Below are 25,332 nucleotides of genomic sequence, written 5' to 3' on the forward strand. Positions count from 1 at the left end.
AACCCAACGCTCGTTCGGATGATTATTGATAGTTTTCAATCGAAAAATTTAAAAATTCTCTGGCAAATCTTGATGTTGGGAATTCTTGGAAATATGCTGATTGTCTTAGGTTTGGCAGGCAAACGCTATTTCTATGCAAAGATCATTGCAGACTTCAATACGAATATAAAAGGAAAGATGTTTGCTACTTTTTTGTATAAAAGTCAATTGTCAAATGAAGATATTCTTTCTGACTTGGAAAATGATGTAAAGCAAAATGATAGCGTTTCCAATTCCTCGTTGAATTTCCCTAGCAATAAAATTATTGTGGACAACATCGTTTGAAAATTTTAAAATTCGCCCCGTTGTAAAATGAAGTGTAATAAAAAGGCCAGCATAAATATCTGACCTTTTTTAACTTCCACTATTATCCATCTAAAAACTTCCGCCACTGCCCCCGTGACTTCTGTCTGATGAAGATGTATGTGTGCTACTACCCCCAGAATCACTGGAGCTGCTAGGCTCCGGTTTTGCTTTCTTATCTACATTTGAGTAGAGGAAGAATTCTTGAGCATTGGTAATCTGGAGACTATTTTTCTTGATGTAATCAGTGGCTCCGGTTTGATGATAGACAGATTTGAGCTGACCTTTCATTCCTGTTACGATGAGAAAGGCGATACCAAAGCCAATAGCCAATGCTCCAGGAATCCAGTACCAACTTAAAGGCTCCTTAGGGAGATTTTTTACATCATAAGGCTGCCCTTTTCGTGCTTGAGTGAGGAATTCATCACACTGCTCAGCGTAGGTTGTAAAAGCAGCATTGTAGTCACCATCTTTTAAATCAGGCAAGAACTGCTTTGATAGGTAGTCTAAGCCAGCATTGGTAAAAGCAGTGATGCCGTAGCCTGTCGTTGAAATATGCCACTTCCGTTCTGCCATACTGATTAAGAAAAGCACCCCATCATGATTTTTTCCTTGACCGTAGCCATTGTAGTCGAAGTAGTCATCTGCGAAGTCTTGAGCACTTTTTCCTTCCAGACTCTTAACGGTCACGACAACAACATCGCATTTTTGGCGCTGACTAATGTCTTGGAGCTTTGCTAGTAAGACTTTTTCTTGATTCGGCTTCAGCAAGTCCGCTTCATCTACCAGTAATGGATTGGCCGATGCATTGAGCAATTTGGTTACTTTATTGAGATAATACCGGACACCGCTATAAATATTTTTCCCACTCTCAAAAGCTTTCCAAAGTATGTCGTCACTCTTTGCTCCTAGCTTTTCTTTAGCGTTTCCGGCATAATATAGGATCCATTCATTTTTTTCTTTATCAACAGCAAGGAGAATACCTTCAGCTGTGCCTGCAGATTCTTGATAAACCTTTTCAGCATAAGACAAAATACCATCTTCACCTACTGATTTTGCTGCTAAAAAGTAAACTTTCAAATGATATTGTTCTTCAATAGCTTTAGCCGCTTTGTTAATCTCTGTTATTTCCTTGCTTGAAAAGGCTGAGACTTCATCACGAATATAGCTGGTTTCTTCTGCACAGACAGTCCCAATCATGAGAAAGGAGAGAAGAAGAGTTGTCAGTAATGTTATGAATTTCTTCAACATAATCTCATCCTCCCTTCTTACAGTAAATGAATCATCCATACAGCCGCATAACTAACTAAACTTGCCGCCACGCCCAGTCCAATTAGCCAACGTCTATAAGCTTGCTTGTCTAAGGGCAAATCTCCGACGAATTTACCAGTCTGACCATTCATCGCAAAAACAAACTTTTTGCCCCTCCAAGTCGTATTTAAGAGCCAAACTGGATAGAGAACATACTTAGTTGAACCATTTATCAAGCGAATATTCGAAGATTCTGGGGTAACGGCAGAAAACCCCGTAACTGTATCTTCAAAGGCTTCCTCCGTGCTTTGCTTGACACGGCTGTTAGCATGAGTAATGCTCTCCTCGGCTCCGACATCATATTTATCTGCTAGGTATCCTGCTAGGTAAGCTGTCTGAAAATCAACAGCTTCTGAAAAATCAAAGGGTTCAATGGATTCCATTAATTGATCATCCAATTTACTTGAACCGTCTACCGGGATATGTTCAAACGCTAACTGACCGGAACGAATAACTGAAAAATAGCTTGTTTCGGTATAGTCATACTCACTATCACTCCATGTTCTAATCCTGCTTGCTTTATAATGAACATCCGCATCTGCTTCTGTGTCAAAAAGCCAGAACGGAACATAAACCCCCTTTACTTCATCAATATGATTTTGGTCTTTAAAAACTTTTGGCAAGAGGCGTTTCCCCATGAGATGCTTGTTCAGATTCGCCTTTGCTGCCTTTTTATCTAATTTGAATGGAATCACATAATCTGGCTTTAAATCACCAGCAAAGCGTCCCATCATAACAACAGGATTATCGCAGAATGGACACGAAGTGGCTGCTGTTGACTCGTCAGCAACAATTTCACCACCACAAGATTTACAGACATAAACTGATAGCTGATCAATCTCGCCCGTATCCCATTCACCACCAGCCTGCGTACTCCAGGTCATATTTTCATCAGTCTGGGTTTTTAATTGTTCATCCAATTCCTTCAAACTTGACATATCCAATTCGGAATCACAATAAGGGCACTTCATTTTCTGGATTGAACTATTAAATTCAAGAGCACCACCACAATTTGGACATTTATATTCTTGTAAATCAGCCATGATGACCTCCTTTCTACTGTCATCGAGCTATGAGATAGTTAGAAAAGCTTCTAAACAAGGTCATTTTCATCAAATACATTGCCACATTCAGGGCAGAATTTAGGTGGATTATAAGCATCTTCTGGTTGCCAGCCACAATTGCTGCAACGGTATTGACGTTGGGGTTCTGGCTTAGGTTTTCCACAGTTTGAACAGAATTTACCATTATTGACAGTCCCACAAGTACAAGTCCAGCTGTCACTCACAGGTTTTGGTGAACCGCATTCAGGACAGAATTTACCTGAAGCTTCATGTCCATTTGGACAAGTCCATTTATCTGCAGTAGTTTGGGTTTGAGAGGTTGCACTCGCTGTTTGCGTTTGCTGACTAGCTGCTTGCTCTTGTCCCATCGCAAAAAGATTTTGAGCATTCATGCCGCCTGCGCCCGCTGCCATTCCTACTCCCATAAAGCCAGTCATCGCACCGCCTGGATTTTCAGCCGCTGCTTTCATAGCATCTGCCTGTGCACCGACTAAGGTAGCCGCTGCCATGGTTGGGTCCTTCATAATAGCCACACGTTGAGCCTGCTTAATCATTTCAGCATCTTCGTCTGGAAGAGTTACTGAACCAAGAGCTACACTGATGACTTTCAAGCCACGAAGCTCGCCCCATTTGCTAGAGAGTGCTTCATTCATAGCATTTTCAAGTTCTGTATTGTGGCTAACGATTTGATTTGGCCGCAATTCTAGATCAGATAATGCAGCGAAAGCTGGTTGGAGGGCACTGATAAATTCGGTTTTTAGCTGTGATTCTAATTCTTCACGCAAATATTCTTTTTCAACATTGCCACAGACATTGGTATAGAAAAGAAGTGGGTCTGCAATCTTATAAGAATAAACACCAGAGCAACGGACAGAAACATCCACATCTAAGCCGATTTTTGAATCCACCACACGAAACGGAATCGGATTTGGTGTGCCAAACTTATTATCAATCAGCTCTTTGGTATTGAAATAGTAAACACGCTGATCTTTGCCTGTATCACCACCATAAGTGAACCGTTTTCCGATTTGTTTAAAAGTTTCCTTAATGGAATTGCCTAAATTACCTGTAAAAATACTCGGCTCGCTAGACGTGTCATAAGTGAATTGACCAGGCTCGGCACAGACTTCAACAATTTTTCCTTGCTCAACAATCATCATACACTGACCGTCTGCAACTGCAATTCCAGAACCATTTGAAATAATGTTGTCACTGCCCTTCGTATTGGATGAACGTCCAGATACTTGCTTTTGTCCTTTGACCACCATGACGGACTTGTCCATGGCATCACAATAAAAGAATTCTTTCCATTGGTCAGCCAATACGCCACCTACGGCACCAATTCCTGCTTTAATGAGTCCCATAAGAATCTCCTTTCTCTCTTTAAAAAGCATGCTTCCGTTACTTTAAACTGTACTATTGAACGACACCATCTCCTTTGTCATAAATTTGTGAATTTTTACAAAAAATTATACGCTAACTAGCAATGTTTGTCTTTTTATTGAAACATGATTAGCTGTATGAAAGCGTTTTATCTCCAAAACTATTTTACCATATTTTTATAAAATTGTAATTATCAAAAATATGAAAGCTATTTTTGGATTTATAAAACACCACAACCTAACAGTACAAATAAAAAAACGAATAATTCCGATGTTCTGACTAACAGAATATCGAAACTGTTCGTTTTTTGTATGATTTTTATGCAACTCTCTTAGATTTCATTTTTTGAAATCCTTGTAGAGACAAGCACAGATCTATCTCGCTTAAAGTAATATGACATTACAATTTTTCAGGAACAGCTGTAAGTAATTCTTGAATAGCTGCTTGGTTGCTTCCTCCAGCCATAGCCATGTCTGTTTTACCACCACCACGACCATTTACGATTGGAGCAAGTTCTTTGATTAAATTGCCAGCATGAATATCTTTTGTTTTGCTAGCCACAAGAACATTCACTTTCTCACCAATGGCTGCCACAAGGACAAGAACGTCTGAATAGTCTTTTTGTTTCCAAGTGTCTGCAAAAGTGCGTAGAGCACCCGCATCAGATACAGAAACTTGGCTGGCAATAAAGCTGTGTCCATTAGCTTCCTGAACATTCTTGAAGACTTCACCTGAAGCTGCTGCTGCTGCTTTTTCTTTCAGTTCAGCATTTTCTTTTTGCAATTGGCGAAGTTGTTCTTGCAAGGCTTCAACCTTACGCGAAACTTCTTTCATTTGTGGGACTTTCAGTGTCGTTGCAATAGCTTTCAAAGCATCTTCTTCCTCACGGTACGCTTCAAAGGCTTCTTTGCTTGTCACAGCGAGGATACGACGAGTTCCTGAGCCAATTCCTTCTTCTTTGACAATCTTAAAAAGACCAATTTCAGAAGTATTCTTCATGTGAGTACCACCACACAGCTCAATAGAATAATCTCCAATTGTCACCACACGAACTTCTTTGCCGTATTTTTCACCAAAGAGAGCCATTGCTCCCATTTCTTTAGCCGTATCAATGTCTGTTTCAATCGTTTTGATGTCAATCGCTTCCCAGATTTTTTCATTGACTTCTTGCTCAATATGACGTAGTTCTTCTGCTGTAACTGCTTGGAAATGAGTGAAGTCAAAGCGAAGAAATTCTACTTCATTGAGAGAGCCTGCTTGCGTTGCGTGTTTACCTAAAACATTGTGAAGAGCCGCATGAAGCAAGTGTGTTGCTGTGTGATTCTTCATAACACGGTGACGACGATTGTGGTCAATTTCAAGCTTATACTCTTGGTTTAATGCGAGTGGTGCTACCACTTCTACCGTATGGAGCGGTTGTCCATTCGGCGCTTTTTGAACATCTACGACTTGTGCAACGAGATTGCCTGCAAGGTCAAAGATTTGTCCGTGGTCTGCTACTTGTCCGCCCATTTCAGCATAAAATGGCGTTTCTGCAAAAACGAGGTAAGCTTTACCAGAAGTCACTTCTTCTACTTCTTTATCATCTGCCACAATCGCAACCAACTTCGCAGACAAAGCCTCTTTTTCATAGTTAAAGTGGCTTTCAGCTGTAATGTTTTGCAAGGTTTCATTTTGCATGCCCATAGATCCACCTTTAACAACACTAGCCCGTGCGCGTTCTTGTTGCTCTTTCATAGCAGCTTCAAAGCCTTCGCGGTCTACTGTCATACCAGCTTCTTCAGCAATTTCTTCGGTCAATTCTACTGGGAAACCATAGGTGTCGTACAGTTTAAAGACATCCGTTCCTGAAATAACAGACTGTCCTTTTTCCTTTAACTCTTCTACAATGCTTTGTGCAAAGTGTTGACCGGAATGAAGCGTGCGAGCAAAGGACTCTTCTTCACTTTTGATGATTTTTTCGATAAAATCTTGCTTTTCAAGCACTTCTGGATAATAGCTTTCCATAATTTTTCCGACAGTTGGAACAAGTTTGTAAAGGAAAGGCTCATTGATTCCTAATTTTTGACCATGCATAGAAGCACGACGGAGCAAGCGACGCAAAACATAACCACGTCCTTCATTTCCTGGAAGCGCACCATCGCCAATAGCAAATGACAGAGAGCGGATATGGTCTGCAATGACCTTGAAGCTCATATTGTCACCGTCTGGATTGTAAGTCTTACCGGATAACTTCTCTACTTCACGAATAATCGGCATAAAGAGGTCTGTTTCAAAATTAGTTTTTGCCCCTTGAATAACAGCTACAAGACGCTCTAGACCTGCACCCGTATCAATATTTTTGTGAGGCAGCTCCTTGTATTCACTTCTTGGAACAGCTGGATCAGCATTGAATTGGGACAAAACAATATTCCAAATTTCAATATAACGATCATTTTCAATATCTTCTGCAAGCAAACGAATTCCTTGATGTTCAGGGTCAAATGCTTCCCCACGGTCAAAGAAGATTTCTGTATCTGGTCCAGAAGGTCCTGCACCAATTTCCCAGAAATTGTCTTCAATTGGAATCAAATGACTTGGATCGACACCAACTGAAATCCAACGATTATAAGAATCATGATCATCTGGATAGTAAGTCATGTAGAGCTTGTCTTTTGGAAAATCAAACCACTCAGGACTAGTCAGGAGCTCAAAAGCCCATTCAATCGCTTCATCACGGAAATAATCACCAATAGAAAAATTCCCCAGCATTTCAAACATGGTATGATGACGTGCTGTTTTTCCGACATTTTCAATGTCATTCGTCCGAATCGCTTTCTGCGCATTGGTAATCCGTGGATTTTCTGGAATAATGGTCCCGTCGAAATATTTCTTTAATGTTGCTACGCCAGAGTTAATCCAGAGTAGGGTCGGGTCATTGACTGGTACTAGACTAACAGACGGTTCGACAGCATGACCTTTTGAGGCCCAAAAATCTAGCCACATTTGGCGTACTTGAGCACTTGATAATTGTTTCATTTTCTTCTCCTTAAAACATTTCTCTAACTGATTTTTCTATTGCCCATGTGAGTTTTAAGAACTACTTTCAAGAGCTTCTACATAGTCAATAGCCACACACAATGAAATCACTAGATCCGCGTAGGCATCTTCATAAACTACAACTTGATAAGTGGACATCAGGTGCAAGAGTTCTTTTGAAATCTCTGCAATCACTTGTCCCTGCGCATCCAGCAGACGAAATTCCAAATCCCAGATATTCCCCTCGATGCGCAGACCTAAGTTGTCAAATTCATATTTATCTCGTAAAAAAGTGAATTTTTTACGGATATAAAAACTCGAACCATTGCGCAATTGAATTTCAAATTGAGGTAAGACTGTTAGCACAGTCTTTTGAATTTGGCTGACCACTTCACCCTTGTCATCATAAATCGTAAAAGTTTTGGGAATTTTTAAAAAGCTCCCCTCCACTTGATAATCAATGTTCCCACGATCATCTTTGATGTCAAATTTCTCACCACCAAAGCGAAATTTTTGTTTTACAAGATAGGTCTTCATAACGGTTCCTCGCAAAAAGACAAGTCCACTAGACGAAGGGCGAAAAACCGCGGTACCACCTTCATTCAATGAACTTGTCATTCTCATTATGTATGCAATTTTTTCTTTGAGTAGCATGATTTTCGTTCTTACATGGCTTGCAGCACCGCCAATTCTCTGGGCTAAGAGGTCAAAAATCAATTCTCAATAGTCCTATTATACTCACTTATGAGCTTTTCGTCAACTTATTTTGATGAAGATGACGAGCTAGATGTTGATTTGCTATCTGACTTGACATATTGTGAGAATAGACTTTGGAAAGCTTGATCTTTCACCTTAATATTGGCTGCTTGTAATTCTTTGGCAACAATTTTTTGAATAAAGGTGCGATCATTTTGTTTTTGTGTCAAGATAACATTTTTCAGTTGTTTCTTGTAGTCTTTCCAGTTTGCTGATTTTTCAGATTTACTATTTAGTTTCACAATATAATAACTTGAAGAATAAGTTGATGATTTAACGGTGATAACATCAGAAATACCGTTTGCTTCAAGGGCAAAAGCCGCTTTTTTAACAGCATCTGGAACATCTGTTGAAGCTGAGTCAAACTTCACTTCCCCACCCTTATCTTTGGTCTTCGTATCCGTAGAATTTTCCTTGGCAATTTGTCCGAAATCAGCACCTTCAGCTTTGGCTTTCTCCAGCACTTCCTTTGCTTTGTCTTGACTGTCAACTTTGATGATTTGAGCAGTCACTTCTGGTGTATAAGATTCATATGCTTTTTTATAATTTGCATCTGTCAATTCTTTTTCAGCTGCTTTTTTGACAGCATATTCGACCAATTTGTTGGTTCTGATTTGTTCACGATAAGTATCTTCCGTCAATCCTGCTCTTGCCAATACTTGTTGAAAAGCAGTTCCGTAAGTGCTCTTACTCTTATTGAACGTTTCAGTGACTTCTTTTTCTGTAACATGCTTACCATAACTCTTTTCAAAAACTTCTTGAATGGTCATATTGAGAAGTACTTGTTGAGCAGCTGCATTATTTTTTACTTTATTATAAAAATCATTGACAGTAATTGTATTTCCCTTCATCGTGATAATGTCTTTACCACCAGCTTGTGAGCATGCTGCTAATGTTACAACTGACAAAAGCGTAATAGCTCCTGCTAGAATTTTTTTCTTCATTATGAAAACTCCTTTATTTAATTCACTTTCTTATTGTACCATAAAACAGATTTAATATCTTAAATTTTCCTAAAAACTATGAAAATTTAGGAAAATATTAAATCTCTCATTTTTTTCTAATCATCAGAATGCCGTCACCCAGAGGCAACAAAGTTGCAGTCAAGTCAGGTTGATCTAGTGTTTTATCAAATAATTGGTGCAACCCTCGATAAATCGTTCGTTGGCCTCGACGCACTTCACTCATCTCCTTTGTGACATCTCCACCTTGAAAAACATCATCTATGATGATAATTCCTCCTGAAGAAAGGCGCTTCAGAACTTCTGGCAGAAAGACAACGTATTTGGACTTAGCAGAGTCCATAAAGACAAAGTCATAGCAATCTTTCAAATGAGGAAGAATATCCATTGCATCTCCTTCCAGCAATGTAATTTGCCTGCGCTTATCAAACTTGGAAAAGTTCGCTTTGGCAAGAGCAATCATTTCTGGATTGCGATCAATCGTTGTAATTTGAGCCTGCGGTGCATATTCTGCCATTAAAAGAGCTGAAAAGCCAATGGCTGTTCCAATTTCCAAAATCTTTTCTGGCTGTAAAGTTTCTAATAGAAAACGAAAATAGGCAACTGTTTCATGAGGAATAATGGGAATATTTTCTGCATGAGCAAAAGTTTCGAGCTCTTTTAAAGAGCCCGAAACTTGCTTTTGCCGTGTCCGCATAAAATCGACGATTTCTTCTTTGACAACGGGACGACGCATATTGTGATTAGCATTTTTACTATAGGATTCGACCATTTTATGCCAGTCCTAACTTTTCTACGAGTGCTTCAAATTCATCAAGACGACGTTCAAAGACTGCAAAGGCAGCATTGAGATAGTCTTCTTTTTCCATATCTACACCAGCTTTTTTAATGACATTTAGCGGATAATCAGAATTTCCTGCTTTCAAGTAGTTGAGATACTTCTCTTTATCTTCTTGCGTTCCGTTAACAATCTTATCTGCTAAGGCAGAAGCAGCTGAGAAACCGGTTGAGTATTGAAAAACATAGTAATCATAGTAGAAATGCGGAATCCGTGCCCATTCGTATTGAATTTGTGGGTTGTCTTCTTTCGTCAAACCATAATATTTTTCATTCAAATCTGCGTACAAATCATTCAAAAATTCACTCGTCAAGACTTGACCTTCTTGGTCAGCTTTGTGAATGGCATGTTCAAACTCGGCAAATTGAGTTTGGCGGAAAACAGTTCCACGGAAACCGTCCAAGAAATGATTCAGAATCGCAAAGCGGGTTTGATCGTCATCTACTTCTTCCAATAATTTCTCCGTCAGGATATTTTCATTGGTCGTAGAAGCAATCTCAGCTAAGAAAATAGAATAATCTCCGTAAACGTATGGCTGATTTTCACGAGTATAGCTAGAATGCATACTGTGACCTGTTTCATGAACCAGCGTGAAAAGATTGTCCAACGTATCTTGCCAGTTGAGCAACATAAAAGCATTGGTATCGTAAGAACCACCAGAATAAGCCCCAGAGCGCTTGCCTTGGTTTTCATAAACATCAATCCAACGATCTGAAAAGGCTTCTTTTACTCGACCTAGATAATCTTCTCCAAGGATAGCTAAGACTTCTTCTGCTTTCATCAAGGCTTCCTCATAAGTAAATTTGTAATCTGCTTCTGACAATGGTGTATAGAGGTCATACATTTTCAAATCAGAAAGGCCTAAAATCTTTGCACGTAGCGCAATATAGCGATGTAAGAGTGGCAAGTGTTTGTTTACCGCAGACACTAAGCTATCATAAACACTTTCTGGAATAAAGTTAGCAGACAAAGCAGCTTCACGCGCAGAAGAAAAATTACGAACTTTGGCATTGTAATTATGAACTTTAACATTCGTTTGGAGAGTCTTGGCGTAAGTGTGTTGATATTGCTCATAGACGCTGTAAAGCGCTTCATAAGCTTCCTTGCGGACTGTACGATTTTTCGACTCCACTAAACTAATGTAATTTCCGTGCGTCAATTGCACTTCATTTCCTTCTTCGTCGTGCACGGTTGGAAAGACAATATCAGCATTGTCTAAGATTCCAAAAGTATCACCCGCAGCACTAAAAATTTCACCAGCTCCTGCCAACAATTCTTCTTCACGTTGAGAAAGGATGTGAGGTTTCTTTTGCAGCAACTTATCAAAGAAATGCTGATAGATTTGCAATTCAGGCTTTTCAGCTAAGAAAGTCTGATATTGCTCGTCTGTGATTGCCATAAATTCTGGCTCATAAAAAGCAAAGGCTTGTCCGAACTCGCTATAAATGGCCATTCCTTTGGCTTGGTATTCTTGGTATTTTGCCACGCGTGTATCTTGGTCATTTTTCATGTGAGCATAGGAATAGAGTTTTTCGATACGACGCATCAAGTCCAATTGGATTTCTGTTGTTTTTAAGAGGCTGTCAGCTGAATCCAAAAGGTGACCTGCTAAGTTGCTGGCTTCTTTTAATTCTTTTGAAACTTGACTTAACTCTGCCTCAAAAGCTTCATCTGTTGGGAAAATCGTTGTTAGGTCCCAAGTGTATTTTTCTTCAATTTCATTTCTTTGTTTTGCCATAAAATTTCCTCCGTCTTTCCTATTTTATCATAAATATTGCCAAAAATCTTTGCATAAAAAGCTGGAGGATAGAGAATTTGGAGATTTTTATTTTTTTCTTTTTCATAATAAGCTGAAAATTGCTGGTAATAAGGCGTGAGATCCTGAAAAATCTGACAGAAAGAGCTGGAACGAACAGGTTGGACTTGCGGGTAAAAGTCACTAGCCGTTTTGGTCAATAAATTATCACCCGTTTGATACAATTCTGCCTGCCATTTCATCCATTTGGGCTGCTGATAGTAGAGCTGCTGGCGCACATAACGGCAAATATTTTTATCTTCTTTTGCCAGAAAACTCGTCATTTCCTGCTTGCAGAATGGCTGACGAAAGATGTCTAAAAGGTTTCCTTTACCAAAAGCAAAACTTTTCTCCTTATACTGAACCTTGCCATGCAAATCTTCATGAATCAAGTATTTAAGCCTCAAAAGCTGTTTTTGTTCGTCCAATTCCCACAGATGAAAGCCCATATTTTGACTGAAATAGAGAAAATCCTTTTGTAAATTGGTCAAAGTATTTTTCAGCCAAAGTTTCTTTCCCAAGAGCCAAAGAACGCGATAGCCATGCTGACGATAACTTTCCGTACGCTCTTTTAAGCGTTTTTGACTAAGTGAGCTACACTGAACTTCAAGCACAATTTGTTTCTCTACTAACAGATCTGCAATTTGTTGCAATTTAGGTAAATACGCTTCCACTTGAATCGCATGATTGGACTTTCTAGCCCAAGTAAACAAAACAGCTTTCAGATTTAAGTGTTCTGCACTTTCATTTTCCGTATAAAAATGACATTCTTTTAAAGAAATATGAGCAAAGTGCGGTCGCATCACCTTGCCATTCTTAAATCGCACCGCTTCCTTACAAGCCGGGCAGAGAAACCTATCCAACGGATTTACCGTATCTTCCACAGCATTTAGCATTTTTCCGTTTTCCTGACAAGCCATTAACATAGATTATTTTCCCCTTTTACTTAAATTATTCGTAAAAAAGAGTGAGACAGAACTCATCTTAAAAATTTTAAGTTCTGTCCCACTCTCATCCCCCACCTCAAAGCAGTGCTTTGAGCAAACAACGGTTTATTGCACTATATAAATTGAAGCTGGAGACTTTCGTTCCAGCTTCAAATTTTTTATAAGGGGAAACAAATTTATTGAATCGCTTCAGCGCCGTCCATTTCTTCCTTGTACAACTTGCTATCATACATCTTAATAAATGGATACCAAATGACAAAGGCAGCAAGAGCACAGACAAGTGCAACTACGAAAGCACCAATATTACCACCTGAACCAACATAAGCTCCAAGACCAATAGGTGTTGGCCATGGTGTTTGGGCAATTGCTTTACCAGCTAGTCCAAGTTGGACAGACCAGTAACCAATTGAAGCAGAGACGATTGGAGCCAAAATAAACGGAATGGTCAACATTGGATTATACACAATTGGTAGACCAAAGATAAGGGGTTCGTTGATGTTGAAAATAGCTGGACCCATAGCTGCTTTTCCAAGCATACGTAATTGATCTGACTTCGCACGGAAAGCAATATAGAAGCAAAGCAATAAGGTCGCACCAGAACCACCGATTGTTACATAAGAGTTGGTAAATTCACCTGCATAAGCAATGAATTTGCCGTCAACGTTTTGTGCCATATTAGCAAGCAAGATCGGACTAACCAGTCCCATAACGATATTAGCACCGTGAATACCGACAATCCAAAGAGCATGAACCAATAAGTAAATCACAACGATACCTAGCCATGTATTAGTGATATGGCTAACAAAGGCAAACGGAATTGCAATAACTTTATAAATATCTGTACCAAATAGGATAAAGATACCGTTAATGAAGAGTACTGCAAATGCAATGACAAAACCTGGAATGAGGGCTGTAAATGAACGAGCAACTCCTTCTGGAACAGCTTCAGGCATCTTGATGACCCAATTCTTCTGCACACAAAGGCGATATAGTTGCACAGCGAGAATGGACATCAGAATCGCAGTAAACATACCTGATGTAGATAGACGTGTCAAACTATCTCCGCCAACAGTCCAGCCACCAATTGTTGTTTTTCCTGTAACGGCTGAAATCACTCCTTTAGAATAAGTTAATTCAGGAATGGTCAAAAAGTAAGCAAATACCGCTAAGAGACCACCATTGAGTGGATTGAGGTTGAGCCCTTCTTCTTCGACATAAATTTTTGTGTATTCATACCCAATAACGATGGCAAAATAGAGAGACAAAATCCCCATTGTACACTTATAAGCTAACAAGTAGAGAGCTTGAATCTTATCAAATGAATTCGCCCACAAATCAACAATAAATTGAAGATTAAAGGCTTGCGGTATAACACTAAGAACCAAGAAAGCAGACCCTACGATTGTAAAGGGAATGCTGGCCATCCCGGCAGCAACAATAGCACGAACAGGACGCCAAGTAGAGACTTTCCCCATTGGTCCCATGAGGTACTTTTCTAGAAATTCAAACAATTTATTCATAATATATCCTCCTATGATGTTTGAAATATAATTTATAAACTAACGTTGAACAGTGGCAATATATTCTTGAATGCGTTTATATTGCTTATCTGTATGGTGATGAATCCGACTTAATTTTCTTAACATTAGAATGGCTAAAAGTAGCCCCAATAAAAGTACAACCGTTAAAACGGTTACAGTGGTTGTACTAATCGAAAAAAATGGAAAGAGGAAATGATACTGTCCCACAAAAACAATTATCAGTAGCAAAACATTTGCTAAAGCAGAAATATTGTAAAAGAACCGCGTTAATGTCGCTTCTTTTTGATGAACGCTGTACATTCGTGTTTGTTCCCACATTGCCAACGCCGCTAGAACAGTTAGCAACAAAGGCAACAGCAAAACTAAACCAGCCTTTGAAAGATACAGCATTAGCATCCAATAAAGATTAGCAAAGAAGAAAAATGCTGTCGCGTAGCGGACTGAAAAGTAACGCGTGTAGTACATGTTTTTTATTGCTGCTTCTTTTCGTCTTGCTTCTAGTTCTTGTTTCTCTTTTTCAGTCATGTTTTCCCCTTTCATTCATCTTTTACTTTTCAATCTTTCGATAAAGACTGAGCATTTCAAGTGCTACCTCACGCAAGGTCATAGTTGTCATCAAATGATCCTGAGCATGCACCATGATAATTTCAATTTTGATTTCCGTTCCACTTGCGTATTCTTGTAGCAAATTTGTTTGTGCATGATGAGCTTCCAATAGCTCTGCATTGGCAGCTTCTAACTTTTCAGCAGCTTCATCATAATGCCCTTCGCGCATATCGGCGAAAGCTTCGTGAACCGTTGTCCTTGCTGAACCACTATACAAGATAATTTCAAAAGCTGCCACTTGTAATTCTTCCTGATTCATAGACAATCTCCTTTACTTTATTTTTAAAAATAACTGTTTAAACTCTGCAAATGACTGACAATTAAAGATCTGTTTTTGCAAACCAGGCTGCTCTAACAAATCCACAATCTTAGATGTCAACGTCGCCATTCCTTCATTTCCATAGATAGCCGGCGATGGAAGAAAGATGAGTCGAATATGAGGATTTTCTTCATTCCACTGAAGACCGTTTTTTACAATAGCAACACCGATTTTATGATGTTTAGCAATCGGTTTAATCGGATGCGGCACCGCGATTTGCTCTGAGAAAATAACTGAACTCATTTTTTCACGTTGCTTCATTAAATCCTGCATACAAGAAACGAAATCCTGCTCTTCACCTTGTCCCATTTGGCTCAGCAACTCTTGTAAGATGACCTCTTTTGTCGCATCTTGAGCAAGAACAAAACAAGCAGATGAAAAATAGTCATCAAATATTTTTTCTTCATTTTGATCTACCATTATTGCTTTTTCTGGTATCAAAGAACTTTCTACAGGTTTCAGCTGAGCCATTCTATGTTTTATCTCTTTTAGCTCTTCTGAATTTAAAAAGATGCTGACGGTAAAAACAGGAACACTGAAGACCAGATTGGATAAATCAATGGATGAAATGATAAAATCAATATTTTTCAGACGTTCATCACTCAACTCATAATAGCCAATTACATCCACAATGTGGACTAAGTTGCCCAGTTCATTATCAATGCGATTTTTCAGCATTTGCGCTGATCCATAGCCCGTTGCACAAATCACCAAGATATTAAATTTTTGCTTTTCCTTTAACCGCTCCAAGGCAGCCATGAAATGCAAGGCTACATAAGCCACTTCATCATCAGATAAGTTTTCCTTGGAAAAAATCGGCATGGCCTGCAAGAGCTCTCTTGTCATCGCTAAAACAGATGAATATTGCTGCTGAATGTCCTTTAAAAGAGGATTTTCCAGCACCACATGATTTTGCAAACGTACAAGCAAGGTAACTAAATGCGTGACAACTCCCTCAACTAACTGGAAGTCATGTTGAAATTGATAAGCCTTGACATGCTCGACTTGCTCTAACGCCTCTAGTAGCTGCTTGCGAATTTCTTGATTGGTGTCTATTTTGGTATTTTGGCTTTCTTGACAAGAAGCTTTTGAAATCAAATGGAGCGTGATATAGTCTACTTCTTCTTTGGGAAATTCCAGCCCAGTTGCCAAATACACTCTGTGTAAAATTTTCTCAGCAATCTTTCGTTCTGCCAGATAATTACCTTGTTCCCAGTCTTCAATCTTGCTAATTTGGAAGCCTTCTGCAATCCTTTTAAACGATAAGGCAATATGAATGACCAAATTTTGAATCACAAAATCTGACAACTTTAAGTGACCTTCACGACATTCGTCCAATACAATAATCGTCAATTCTTCTAAGCTGATTTGCCGTCCTGGAACTTCAATGTTAATGTAATTGTGCAAACTTTGAAAGAAATTATCACGAAAAAAGTAATCCATGATAAAACGTCGTTTATTGCGTTCGCTGCCTTTTACATAAACACCACGATTGGCTTTGCTCTCGATTTGTAAATCATACTTTGCCAAGTCTTGTCTGATTTTCTTGAAATCTGCTGACAAGGTTGAACGACTGACAAACAGCTCTTCTGCTAAGTCATCACAATAAAGTTTTTCCTGCTCAAAGAGCAATTTATTTAAAATGTAATTGTAACGATCCTCTATATTTTCAGTCTTAGCAGAGTTTTGCTCTGTAAAAAATTCTGTTTCTATAAAGTTTCGATAGAGAGCTTTATCTTGAAGTTCAAGTCGGTAACCATAACCTTGCTTGGCTGTAATCTTCCAACCAGTTTCATCAGGCTTCCAATCCATCAATGATTTCAGGTAAGTTCTTATCGTACGATCAGAGCAAGAAAGCTGACTAGCTAATTCCTTACTTGTAATATAATGATCTTTATTTTCCAACAAAGATTGAAGAATCAATTTTTCTTTCTGATGTAGCAATACAGTTCTCCTTCCGCATTTATAAGAACTATTTTACCCTTTTTGAGCTGAAAATTTAAATCTTTTCCAAGATGAGGTTTGCCATTTTTTCAATTCCCATTGGAATAGGAATGTAGGCTTGCGGAGGAATTTGTACAATAGGTTTGCCGACTTTTGCTCCAGCATCCTCAAATTGCTTGAAATACATTTTTGTTTGAGGGCTAATGAGATAAAGATCAAATTCAGCAGCAGCAATGGCTTTTCCACCTTCTGTCGCACTAATAGCATCTACTTCAATGTCATGCCCTTTGCTCTTTAAAAATTCCGTTGTTTTCTTTGCCATCAAAGAAGATGACATACCTGCTGCACAGATAATCAATGCTTTAGCCATAAGATTTTCTCCTTATAAATAAAATTTATTTTATAAACTCATTATAGTTGAAAACGATTACAACTTCCATCTTATTTTTTTCCGTAGTGAAACGGAAATATTTCCTTAGTTACTTTTTTACTTATATTTTAATTTATAATAGAGAATGGTTCCTGATAAAACCAAAGACACGCTATTTGCCATAATTAAAGGCAAATCTTCAATTACCAAGCCATGAAACAGCCACAAAGCAATACCGACAACTTGCATCAGATACATACCAAGCGCAATAGACTCTGTATCCTTGGTTTTAATGACTTTTATTACCTGCGGTAAAAAAGCAAAAGTAGTTAATACAGCAGCAATCGTTCCAATCATATTTTCTCCCTTTCTAAAAACGAAGCTAGAAAACTCTAGCCTCGTTTCTTTCTTACTTGCTCTATTACATATAGAAAGATATATGCACAATCTTCCTATTACAAAATATTCACCAGTCCCAGATATTTGGATAAGACGACTATATCTTTCTTTTCTAGATTGAAAGCGACCATTATCAGCTCCCGAATCTTCACATCATTGATGTCACTATCTACAACAAAGCCGTCTGCATTTTTCAACTTAATCGTCAAATGCTGAGTGATAGCCGGATTGGCAGCCAAGTCTGATACAGCGACTCCTTTAGAAAATTTGATGACATAGGTTATTTTTTTACTCATAAAATCCCTTATCTAGTCTACAGTTTCTCCATTTGAGGCAATCACTTCTTTATACCAGTTAAAGGACTTCTTAGGTGAACGCTCATAGGTTCCATTTCCCTCATCGTCCTTGTCTACATAGATGAAACCATAGCGCTTGCGCATCTCCCCGGTACCTGCAGACACCAAGTCAATACAGCCCCAAGGCGTATAACCCATGAGGTCAACTCCGTCTTCGACCACGGCTTTCTTCATCTCACGGATATGGGCACCCAAATAGTCAATCCGGTAGTCATCATGCACCATGCCGTCTTCTTCCACTTTGTCAATGGCGCCAAAACCATTTTCTACGATAAAGAGGGGCAGGTGATAATGGTCTGTAAACCAGTTGAGAGCATAGCGCAGACCTTCTGGGTCAATCTGCCAGTCCCATTCTGAAGCCTCAACATAAATATTCTTGACCAAATCTTCGGTTTCCACATAGTCAAAGTAAGGATTATTTCCTCGATGAGAATCAATAGCAAAGGACATATAGTAGCTAAAGCCGATGTAATCAACAGTTCCAGCTAGCAAATCCTCTTGATCTTGCTCGGTAAAATCAACCTGAATACCTTTTCTTTCCCAATATTTAAGAATATGTTCTGGATAGAGACCGAAAACATGGACATCTGCAAAATAATAACGCTTTTGCATGGCTTTCATAGCCATGAGGATGTCCTTAGGATTGCAGGTAGCTGGATAAATCGGACACATGGCAATCATACAGCCAATTTGGAAGTCAGGATTGATCTCATGACCGATTTTAACTGCTCGCGCAGAAGCCACCAGCTCATAGTGAGCCGCCTGATACATGATCGCTTCACGATTGTCTCCTTCTTTGTAAACAATACCAGAATTGGTGAAAGGAGCAAAATCTTCTTGATAGTTGGCTTGATTGTTGATTTCATTGAAGGTCATCCAGTATTTGACCTTGTCCTTATAGCGTTTGAAGACCACTTCCGCAAAGCGGACAAAGAAATCAATAACCTTGCGGTTCTTCCAGCCACCGTACTCGGTCACCAAATGATAAGGCATTTCAAAATGCGACAGGGTAATAACTGGCTCAATCCCGTATTTGAGACACTCATCAAAAAGGTTATCATAAAACTGCAAACCAGCTTCATTGGGCTGCTCTTCGTCTCCCTTAGGAAAAATCCGCGTCCAAGCGATAGAAGTTCGGAAGCACTTGAAACCCATTTCCGCAAAGAGAGCAATGTCCCCCTTATAACGATGATAAAAATCAATTGCTTCATGGTTAGGATAATATTTGTCCGGCAACACTCCTGCCGTAATTTCACGCGGAACCCCATGGCGAGCTGCTGTCATCACATCAGCCACACTAATGCCCTTGCCACCTTCCTGCCAACCACCTTCTAGTTGATGAGCTGCAACTGCTCCACCCCAGAGAAATCCGTCTTTAAATGTTGACATGTCTAAAGTCCTCCTGATTTTGATACTTTTATTATACTTCTAAGAAAGCGCTTTTAAAACCCATATTTTTGCCACAGCAATGCGGAAAATAAATCCAAAGACTGTGAAAACGATTGCTTTTCATCTCATTTCTTTCTATAATGAAGAAAAAGAATATAAAATCTACATTCAGCAAAAGAAAGTTTCTACTTTTATCTTTGCTGGTTTTATAGACGGAGTTTTAAAAACAGGACTTTTTCTACTTGGTATCAAGCCTGTTAGTATTACATTTCCATTTTTAGTCGTTTATAGATGTGTCAGCCTGATTGCCTATGTTTGGCTCTTTTTATTTAAGAAAAAACTAAATGAGTAAATTAAAAAGAGTGAAACAGAACTAAAATTTGAAAATTTTTAGTTCTGTCTCACTCCACAGCCTGAGAGACTATTGAGATAGTGAATAACAAAACGACGTTTTCATCAAAAGTGCTTTTTCGAGCTTAAAAAACAAACAAGGATAAGACTCGCGTCATGAGCCTTATCCGGCAACTAATTCGTCATTGCTTTATTATACAATATGCTAAGCTGGAGACTTTCGTCCAGCTTTTTTATGTTTCTCTTGTCTTAGCCGAATAATTTCTGATTTGGCTTGTTTGGCACTTTCAAAAAGAAGGCTAAAACAAGCACTACAATCATCACACCAGCTAAGAAAAAGCTCATCATTTCATAACCAGATTTGTCAATAATATCTCCTGCAATATTTTGGATAAGAATGGTTCCCAAATTTCGGGCTGTTTGAACAAGGGCAATAGCTGTCACCAGATATTTCTCATCTACTACGTTAGCAACAATCTTTAAAGTCACCATAATCAACAACATTCCTGTGGCGTGCTTTGACATCAAGGTCAAAAGAATCTTGGAGGTCAGTCCCAAATCCAGACCATAAATCACATACTGTAAGAGCAAAATGAGCAGGGGAATATAAAGCAATTTTTTAATCGGAAGTTTATCCATAAAAAGATAAGAAAAGAAGATCAAGGGCGACTCACAAATAACAGAAATAGCTACCACAGTCGTCGCCACATTGACACTTAAACCACTATGCTCTAACATAGACGGAATATAGGTGTGACCAGTATTTCCGACTCCAGAATAGAGCGCCACAATGATGAGATAAAATAAATACGTTTTATTTTTAAAAATTTGCCCGATATAAGAGTCATTTTTCGCTTGGGTCGCTTTTTTAGGATGCTGATCCTGTTTTGGCTCAATTCCCAGCACTCCAAGAATACTCACACACATCATACCGATAAACACGATGAAAATCGCTTGCGGAGAGATGAACTTATAAATCAGCCCTGCTAATTGTGAGCCCATTGCATAGCCAAAAGTCCCCCAGATACGGATTTTCCCATAAGTATAAGGGCTTCTAGCAGCTAGAACGTCCATAACAGGATTCACACCGTTGATTAGCATTAAAACAGCGCTGTACCAAATTGTCAAGAGCAAGAGATTATTGGCTTGCATGAAAAAAATTGCTCCAACGATGATGAAAAGAAAGCTATAAATGGTTACTTTTTTAATGCCAATCGCGTCATTCAAAACACCCATAATAGGCTGTACAATCATTGAAGAAAAGAACGAGGCAGAGACAACAAGTGAAACCTGACTAGCCGAATACCCCTTATCCAGCATATAAACTGAAATTAAAGTTGAAAACAATGAGTATGATAAAAAATAAAAATTATACATCAAAAAATAAGCAAAATAGCTATTTTGAAATTTCCTAAACATGATTTTTCCTTCTCCCTAAAAAGGTGACAAAGCCCGATTGGATAAATCAATCGAGCTTTCTATTCTGCAATGAGTGATTAACGTTTCTGACGACGAGATAGCTGTATATCGTTAGTTGTACACTGTTTTCTTCTTTGCTTACGTTTCGTTGCTTCAAAAACGACAATGAGCAAAAGAATAAGCAACGGAACTGCGATCAGAATGTGATAATCTAAAAAGAGTTGCTTCAAACTTTTTCCGCTAGATTTTGCTGTTGTAGTTTTTACAGTTGACTTAGCTGTACTGTTTTTAATTGCTGTATCCTTTACTTCTGTGACATTATCTCCGTTTGAAATAAGCGAAGAAAGTTGCTCCAAACCATTATCATTTTTCAATACGTCATTTTCCACAACTGCTTTTGCTGCTGTGCCTTTTTTCACTGTTGCATAGAAATCTTTTGATAATTTATAGGTCTTTCCATTGATTTCTTGCTCACCAGCATTGAAAACTTTTTTATACTCATAGTCAGCATAAGCTTTCTCAATCAAGGCATTGCCAAATGGATGGCGGTAATATTCTCCGTCTTGGTCAGACCAATTCCCAACTCCCATGATAACACTAATCAAACGTTGTTCCCCTCGCTTAATCGTTGCGATGTAATTAAAAGCTCCTCGTGGACTTGACCCCGTCTTTAAACCTTCGACGCCTTCAATGCCATATTTGGCACCGGGAAGTGAGTAATTATAGGTTTCAAAGGTTTCTTCATACGGCGTTCCCTTTTTTACCGTTACGACTGGTTTATTGGTGTAATTTAAAATATTTGGATAATTCTTGACGAAATGGTACCCTAAAATGGCTAAATCGCGCGCCGTTGTCTGATTGGCTGCATTGTTATCATACCGTTGTGGAGTATACAAGCCTTTGAAAGAAACAGCTGCAGCTCCGCTAGCATTGAACCATTTTGTATTGGTCATACCTAATTCTTTTGCCTTGGCATTCATCATGTCCAAAAATGTATCTGGATCATTGTTAGATAAATAATTGGCTAACATAACAGTTGTCGCATTTGAAGATGGAACAGCTGTCATCGTAATCAATTCAGAGACAGTATAATCTACTCCCGCCACAATTTTATTGTTGGAAATTTCGTAAATTTTGGCAATTGCTTCATCACGTGGTGTTGCTTTGATAACTGTATTTTCGCTCAACTTTCCTTGCTGAATCGCTTCAAAAACTAAATACAAGGTCATCAATTTGCTCATACTGGCAGGATCACGAACTTCATCAATATTGTCTTGCCAAAGGATATTTCCCGTATTAGCATCTACAATCAAGGATGATTTCGGACGATTGATTGGATTGACCTTCTCGTTTGGATACATTTTTTGTGCCATATCAACCAATTCATCTGCACGAGCAGCAGTTACTCCCACATACAACATAAAAAGACAAACAATAGCTAACAGCTTTTTCACTAGAATCCTCCTAAGTTCTCACTTATCTTCTAGTATAGCACACTTTATCCATAAGATAACGAACTTTTTCCAAAATGTCAAAAAACCTACCTAAAAATTAGATAGGAAATAGATTCTTATTTTTTCAAAATGCTTAAAGCTTCTTTATCTGCGATAACAACCACATCTTCATGTTTTTGAAGGACGCTTCCTGGTAGTTCTTCTGTAATCGGTCCTTCTACTGTTCCTGCAATCGCTTTAGCTTTTGAAGCACCATAAGCAAATAAAATAATAGATTTTGCATCGAGAATATTCCGAATCCCCATTGAGTAAGCTTGCGTCGGTACATCTTCTATTTTATCAAAGAAACGAGCATTCGCTTCAATAGTTGATTGCTCCAAATCCACTACATGAACCGTGCTATCAAAGCTCGTCCCTGGTTCATTAAACCCAATATGACCATTTGTACCAATTCCCAAAATTTGCAAATCAACAGGATGTTCTACCAAAATTTGGTTGTAGCGTTTCACTTCTGCTTCCGCATCTTCAGCAACACCATTTGGTAAAAAGCTTTCTTTAAAAGGCTTTTGATTAAATAAATGTTTTTGCATAAAATAACGATAAGACTGAGGATTTTCCCCACTTAATCCTATGTACTCGTCTAGATTCACACTGGTTAAGCCTGACAAATCAAGGTCACTTTCAACAATTTGCTCGTAAAAACTCAAAGGACTACTCCCTGTCGCTAAGCCTAACGTTTTAGCTCCTTCAGCTAATTTTTCTTTTAATAATTCAAACGCTACTCTACCGCCGTCTACTTGATTTTCCACTTGAATAATTCTCATCGCTAAACTCCTTTTCCTTATTTAATTACATTATATGGTATAGACCAATTTTTGTCAAGAGAATTTGTTTCTTTTTAAAAAATCCGAGCTTGTTTGCACGAAAAATCGTGCTATAATAGAAGAATGTTAGTCTATTTACTCTGTTTATTTTTACTGGGAGTTGCATTTGTTATCGCTGCGCTCCTTTTCAAAACCAAGCGAATCTGGTATTATACCTTATTGATTTTAGGCATTTTACTCATGTGCCTGCCACTTGTTGCTTGTTGTTATTCGTTATGGATTTTAATTACAGCCTAAGGAGAATGTATGAATACTGCTGATTTTGACTTTCATTTACCAGAAGAATTGATTGCGCAAACACCTTTAGAAAAGCGAGATGCTTCCCGCCTTTTAGTCGTCAATCACGAAACTGGTCAAATGGAAGATACTCACTTTGATGCCATTATTGATCAATTACATCCTGGAGACGCTTTGGTTATGAATGATACGCGCGTCTTGCCAGCACGCCTTCATGGTGAAAAGCCTGAAACAGGCGGACATGTTGAATTACTACTGTTGAAAAACATCGCAGGAGATGATTGGGAAGTGCTAGCGAAGCCAGCCAAGCGCTTAAAAGTCGGAGCAGCTATATCTTTTGGTGACGGGCGCTTAACAGCAACTGTCTTAGAAGAATTAGAACACGGCGGACGAATTGTACGTTTCCATTACCAAGGGATTTTCTTGGAAGTGCTTGAAAGTCTGGGCGAAATGCCCTTGCCGCCTTATATTCATGAAAAATTAAAAGACCGTGAACGCTATCAGACTGTTTATGCTAAAGAAAATGGCTCAGCGGCTGCTCCTACTGCCGGGCTTCATTTTACCAAAGAGCTGCTGGCTCAGATTGAAGCTAAAGGCGTAAAATTAGTCTATCTGACGCTTCATGTTGGTCTAGGAACCTTCCGTCCTGTCTCTGTAGACAATGTAGACGAACACGAGATGCATTCAGAATTCTATACATTGTCTGAAGAAGCAGCTAGCACGCTTCGACAAGTCAAAGCCAGCGGGAAACGTGTTATAGCGGTCGGAACAACTTCTATCCGTACACTAGAGACAATCGGTTCAAAATTTAATGGGGAAATCAAAGCAGACTCCGGTTGGACCAACATCTTTATTAAACCTGGCTACGATTGGAAAATCGTAGATGCTTTTTCTACCAATTTCCACCTTCCAAAGTCCACTCTCGTCATGCTCGTTTCAGCCTTTGCAGGTCGAGAATTAGTGCTCTCTGCTTATCAGCATGCCATTGATGAAAAATACCGCTTTTTCAGCTTTGGAGATGCTATGTTTATAAAATAATAGGTGAAATATGAATAAAATTGAAAGCCGTCATCGACTCATTCGCTCACTTGTCCTAGAGAAAAAAATTCACACACAACAAGAATTACAAGATTTATTGAAAGCGAATGGCGTTACAGTGACGCAATCCACACTTTCTCGAGACATTAAAGCTTTGAACTTAGTAAAAGTACACGAAGCAGATATTTCTTATTACATTATCAATAGCATGGCACCTTCACGCTGGGAAAAACGCCTGCGTCTCTATATGGAAGATGCCTTGATTATGTTGCGTCCTGTTCAACATCAAGTTGTCATGAAAACTCTTCCTGGATTGGCACAATCATTCGGTTCTATCTTAGATGCTCTAGAATTTTCCGAAATTGTCGCAACGGTCTGCGGTGATGATGTCTGCTTGATTATCTGCGAGGACAATCAAAAAGCGCAAGATTGTTTTAACAAATTAAAACAATTTGCACCCCCGTTCTTCTTTAGTAAAGATTAAAAAGCTAAGGCTGGAATTTTGTGGTTCTATAATTTCTGTAGTGGGTGGACTCTGCTTCAGAGATTATAGAGTTATTCTTTTGGCTTTCGGAGCTTTGACAACTTTAAGAAACGCATTCTCATCAC

At 38.8% G+C, this 25,332-nt stretch carries 24 protein-coding genes; 4 read left to right on the forward strand and 20 right to left on the reverse strand.

All coding sequences use genetic code 11. The features are described from left to right. The first annotated feature begins 18 nt into the window (after positions 1-18). Positions 19-324, forward strand: coding sequence for an ABC transporter ATP-binding protein (locus HMPREF2634_RS01395; RefSeq protein ID WP_235284322.1), 306 nt, complete (start codon positions 19-21; stop codon positions 322-324). A gap of 90 nt (positions 325-414) precedes the next feature. Here the strand turns inward: HMPREF2634_RS01395 and HMPREF2634_RS01400 are convergent, their stop codons facing one another. The 17 genes from HMPREF2634_RS01400 to HMPREF2634_RS01480 form a co-directional block, all read right to left on the reverse strand. Then, positions 415-1,593 carry a TPM domain-containing protein gene (locus tag HMPREF2634_RS01400; protein WP_021001475.1) on the reverse strand — a complete coding sequence of 393 codons (1,179 nt, stop codon included), beginning with the start codon at positions 1,591-1,593 and terminating at the stop codon, positions 415-417. Between the two features lie 17 nt (positions 1,594-1,610). Continuing rightward, a complete protein-coding gene (locus tag HMPREF2634_RS01405) occupies positions 1,611-2,696 on the reverse strand; it encodes a TFIIB-type zinc ribbon-containing protein (RefSeq protein ID WP_006270133.1) in 1,086 nt (361 codons plus the stop codon). Positions 2,697-2,746: 50 nt separating this feature from the next. Beyond that, positions 2,747-4,081 (reverse strand): SPFH domain-containing protein, encoded by a 1,335-nt coding sequence (locus HMPREF2634_RS01410; protein ID WP_003031829.1) that lies wholly within the window; start codon positions 4,079-4,081, stop codon positions 2,747-2,749. Positions 4,082-4,499: 418 nt separating this feature from the next. Next, positions 4,500-7,118: an alanine--tRNA ligase gene (alaS, locus tag HMPREF2634_RS01415; protein WP_021001474.1), complete on the reverse strand. Its 2,619-nt coding sequence runs from the start codon at positions 7,116-7,118 to the stop codon at positions 4,500-4,502. A 54-nt stretch (positions 7,119-7,172) separates the two neighbouring features. Further along, entirely contained in the window at positions 7,173-7,742 is a 570-nt protein-coding gene (locus HMPREF2634_RS01420) for an LURP-one-related/scramblase family protein (RefSeq protein ID WP_080553209.1), read from the reverse strand. 137 nt (positions 7,743-7,879) lie between these two features. Further along, on the reverse strand, positions 7,880-8,818 hold the full coding sequence (prsA, locus tag HMPREF2634_RS01425; RefSeq protein ID WP_003025374.1) for a peptidylprolyl isomerase PrsA: 939 nt from the start codon (positions 8,816-8,818) through the stop codon (positions 7,880-7,882). 106 nt (positions 8,819-8,924) lie between these two features. Then, a complete protein-coding gene (locus HMPREF2634_RS01430; RefSeq protein ID WP_003025376.1) occupies positions 8,925-9,608 on the reverse strand; it encodes an O-methyltransferase in 684 nt (227 codons plus the stop codon). Between the two features lies 1 nt (position 9,609). After that, positions 9,610-11,412: an oligoendopeptidase F gene (gene pepF, locus HMPREF2634_RS01435; protein WP_021001473.1), complete on the reverse strand. Its 1,803-nt coding sequence runs from the start codon at positions 11,410-11,412 to the stop codon at positions 9,610-9,612. Beyond that, positions 11,364-12,395, reverse strand: coding sequence for a competence protein CoiA (locus tag HMPREF2634_RS01440; protein ID WP_021001472.1), 1,032 nt, complete (start codon positions 12,393-12,395; stop codon positions 11,364-11,366). The genes pepF and HMPREF2634_RS01440 overlap by 49 nt, the downstream gene beginning before the upstream one ends. 197 nt (positions 12,396-12,592) lie before the next feature. Continuing rightward, entirely contained in the window at positions 12,593-13,936 is a 1,344-nt protein-coding gene (gene celB / locus HMPREF2634_RS01445) for a PTS cellobiose transporter subunit IIC (protein ID WP_021001471.1), read from the reverse strand. A 39-nt stretch (positions 13,937-13,975) separates the two neighbouring features. Next, on the reverse strand, positions 13,976-14,482 hold the full coding sequence (locus HMPREF2634_RS01450) for a hypothetical protein (RefSeq protein WP_037590317.1): 507 nt from the start codon (positions 14,480-14,482) through the stop codon (positions 13,976-13,978). Positions 14,483-14,504: 22 nt separating this feature from the next. After that, the gene (locus HMPREF2634_RS01455) at positions 14,505-14,822 is read right to left on the reverse strand and encodes a PTS cellobiose transporter subunit IIA (RefSeq protein WP_070836128.1); all 318 of its coding nucleotides are present in this window, start codon (positions 14,820-14,822) and stop codon (positions 14,505-14,507) included. 12 nt (positions 14,823-14,834) lie between these two features. Then, a complete protein-coding gene (locus HMPREF2634_RS01460) occupies positions 14,835-16,826 on the reverse strand; it encodes a BglG family transcription antiterminator (protein WP_021001469.1) in 1,992 nt (663 codons plus the stop codon). 55 nt (positions 16,827-16,881) lie between these two features. Further along, complete coding sequence (locus HMPREF2634_RS01465) at positions 16,882-17,196, reverse strand: PTS cellobiose transporter subunit IIB (protein WP_003073302.1); 315 nt, start codon at positions 17,194-17,196, stop codon at positions 16,882-16,884. A gap of 117 nt (positions 17,197-17,313) precedes the next feature. After that, positions 17,314-17,553 carry a SemiSWEET transporter gene (locus HMPREF2634_RS01470; RefSeq protein ID WP_003025388.1) on the reverse strand — a complete coding sequence of 80 codons (240 nt, stop codon included), beginning with the start codon at positions 17,551-17,553 and terminating at the stop codon, positions 17,314-17,316. A gap of 98 nt (positions 17,554-17,651) precedes the next feature. After that, complete coding sequence (locus HMPREF2634_RS01475; RefSeq protein WP_003025392.1) at positions 17,652-17,891, reverse strand: hypothetical protein; 240 nt, start codon at positions 17,889-17,891, stop codon at positions 17,652-17,654. A gap of 12 nt (positions 17,892-17,903) precedes the next feature. Continuing rightward, positions 17,904-19,340 (reverse strand): 6-phospho-beta-glucosidase, encoded by a 1,437-nt coding sequence (locus HMPREF2634_RS01480; RefSeq protein WP_003025393.1) that lies wholly within the window; start codon positions 19,338-19,340, stop codon positions 17,904-17,906. Positions 19,341-19,443: 103 nt separating this feature from the next. Between HMPREF2634_RS01480 and HMPREF2634_RS01485 the strand changes: the two genes are divergently transcribed. After that, positions 19,444-19,692, forward strand: a complete 249-nt coding sequence (locus HMPREF2634_RS01485; RefSeq protein WP_138099371.1) for a hypothetical protein — start codon at positions 19,444-19,446, stop codon at positions 19,690-19,692. Between the two features lie 248 nt (positions 19,693-19,940). On the opposite strand, the gene HMPREF2634_RS01490 is transcribed toward HMPREF2634_RS01485, so the two are convergent. The 3 genes from HMPREF2634_RS01490 to HMPREF2634_RS01500 all read right to left on the reverse strand — a co-directional run bounded on the left by HMPREF2634_RS01490 (position 19,941) and on the right by HMPREF2634_RS01500 (position 23,388). Continuing rightward, positions 19,941-21,110, reverse strand: a complete 1,170-nt coding sequence (locus HMPREF2634_RS01490) for an MFS transporter (RefSeq protein ID WP_021001467.1) — start codon at positions 21,108-21,110, stop codon at positions 19,941-19,943. Between the two features lie 77 nt (positions 21,111-21,187). After that, positions 21,188-22,564, reverse strand: a complete 1,377-nt coding sequence (locus tag HMPREF2634_RS01495; protein WP_021001466.1) for a DUF1958 domain-containing protein — start codon at positions 22,562-22,564, stop codon at positions 21,188-21,190. A gap of 116 nt (positions 22,565-22,680) precedes the next feature. After that, a complete protein-coding gene (locus HMPREF2634_RS01500; protein ID WP_021001465.1) occupies positions 22,681-23,388 on the reverse strand; it encodes a glucosamine-6-phosphate deaminase in 708 nt (235 codons plus the stop codon). Positions 23,389-23,694: 306 nt separating this feature from the next. Here HMPREF2634_RS01500 and queA point away from each other — a divergent pair, with 306 nt between their 5' ends. Together queA and HMPREF2634_RS01510 are read left to right on the forward strand one after the other, a co-directional pair. Next, positions 23,695-24,723 (forward strand): tRNA preQ1(34) S-adenosylmethionine ribosyltransferase-isomerase QueA, encoded by a 1,029-nt coding sequence (gene queA, locus HMPREF2634_RS01505; protein WP_021001463.1) that lies wholly within the window; start codon positions 23,695-23,697, stop codon positions 24,721-24,723. A gap of 10 nt (positions 24,724-24,733) precedes the next feature. After that, complete coding sequence (locus HMPREF2634_RS01510; protein WP_006270140.1) at positions 24,734-25,207, forward strand: arginine repressor; 474 nt, start codon at positions 24,734-24,736, stop codon at positions 25,205-25,207. The last annotated feature ends 125 nt before the right edge of the window (positions 25,208-25,332 follow it).

Source organism: Streptococcus sp. HMSC034B03 (assembly GCF_001838575.1).
GTDB classification, from domain to species: domain Bacteria; phylum Bacillota; class Bacilli; order Lactobacillales; family Streptococcaceae; genus Streptococcus; species Streptococcus anginosus.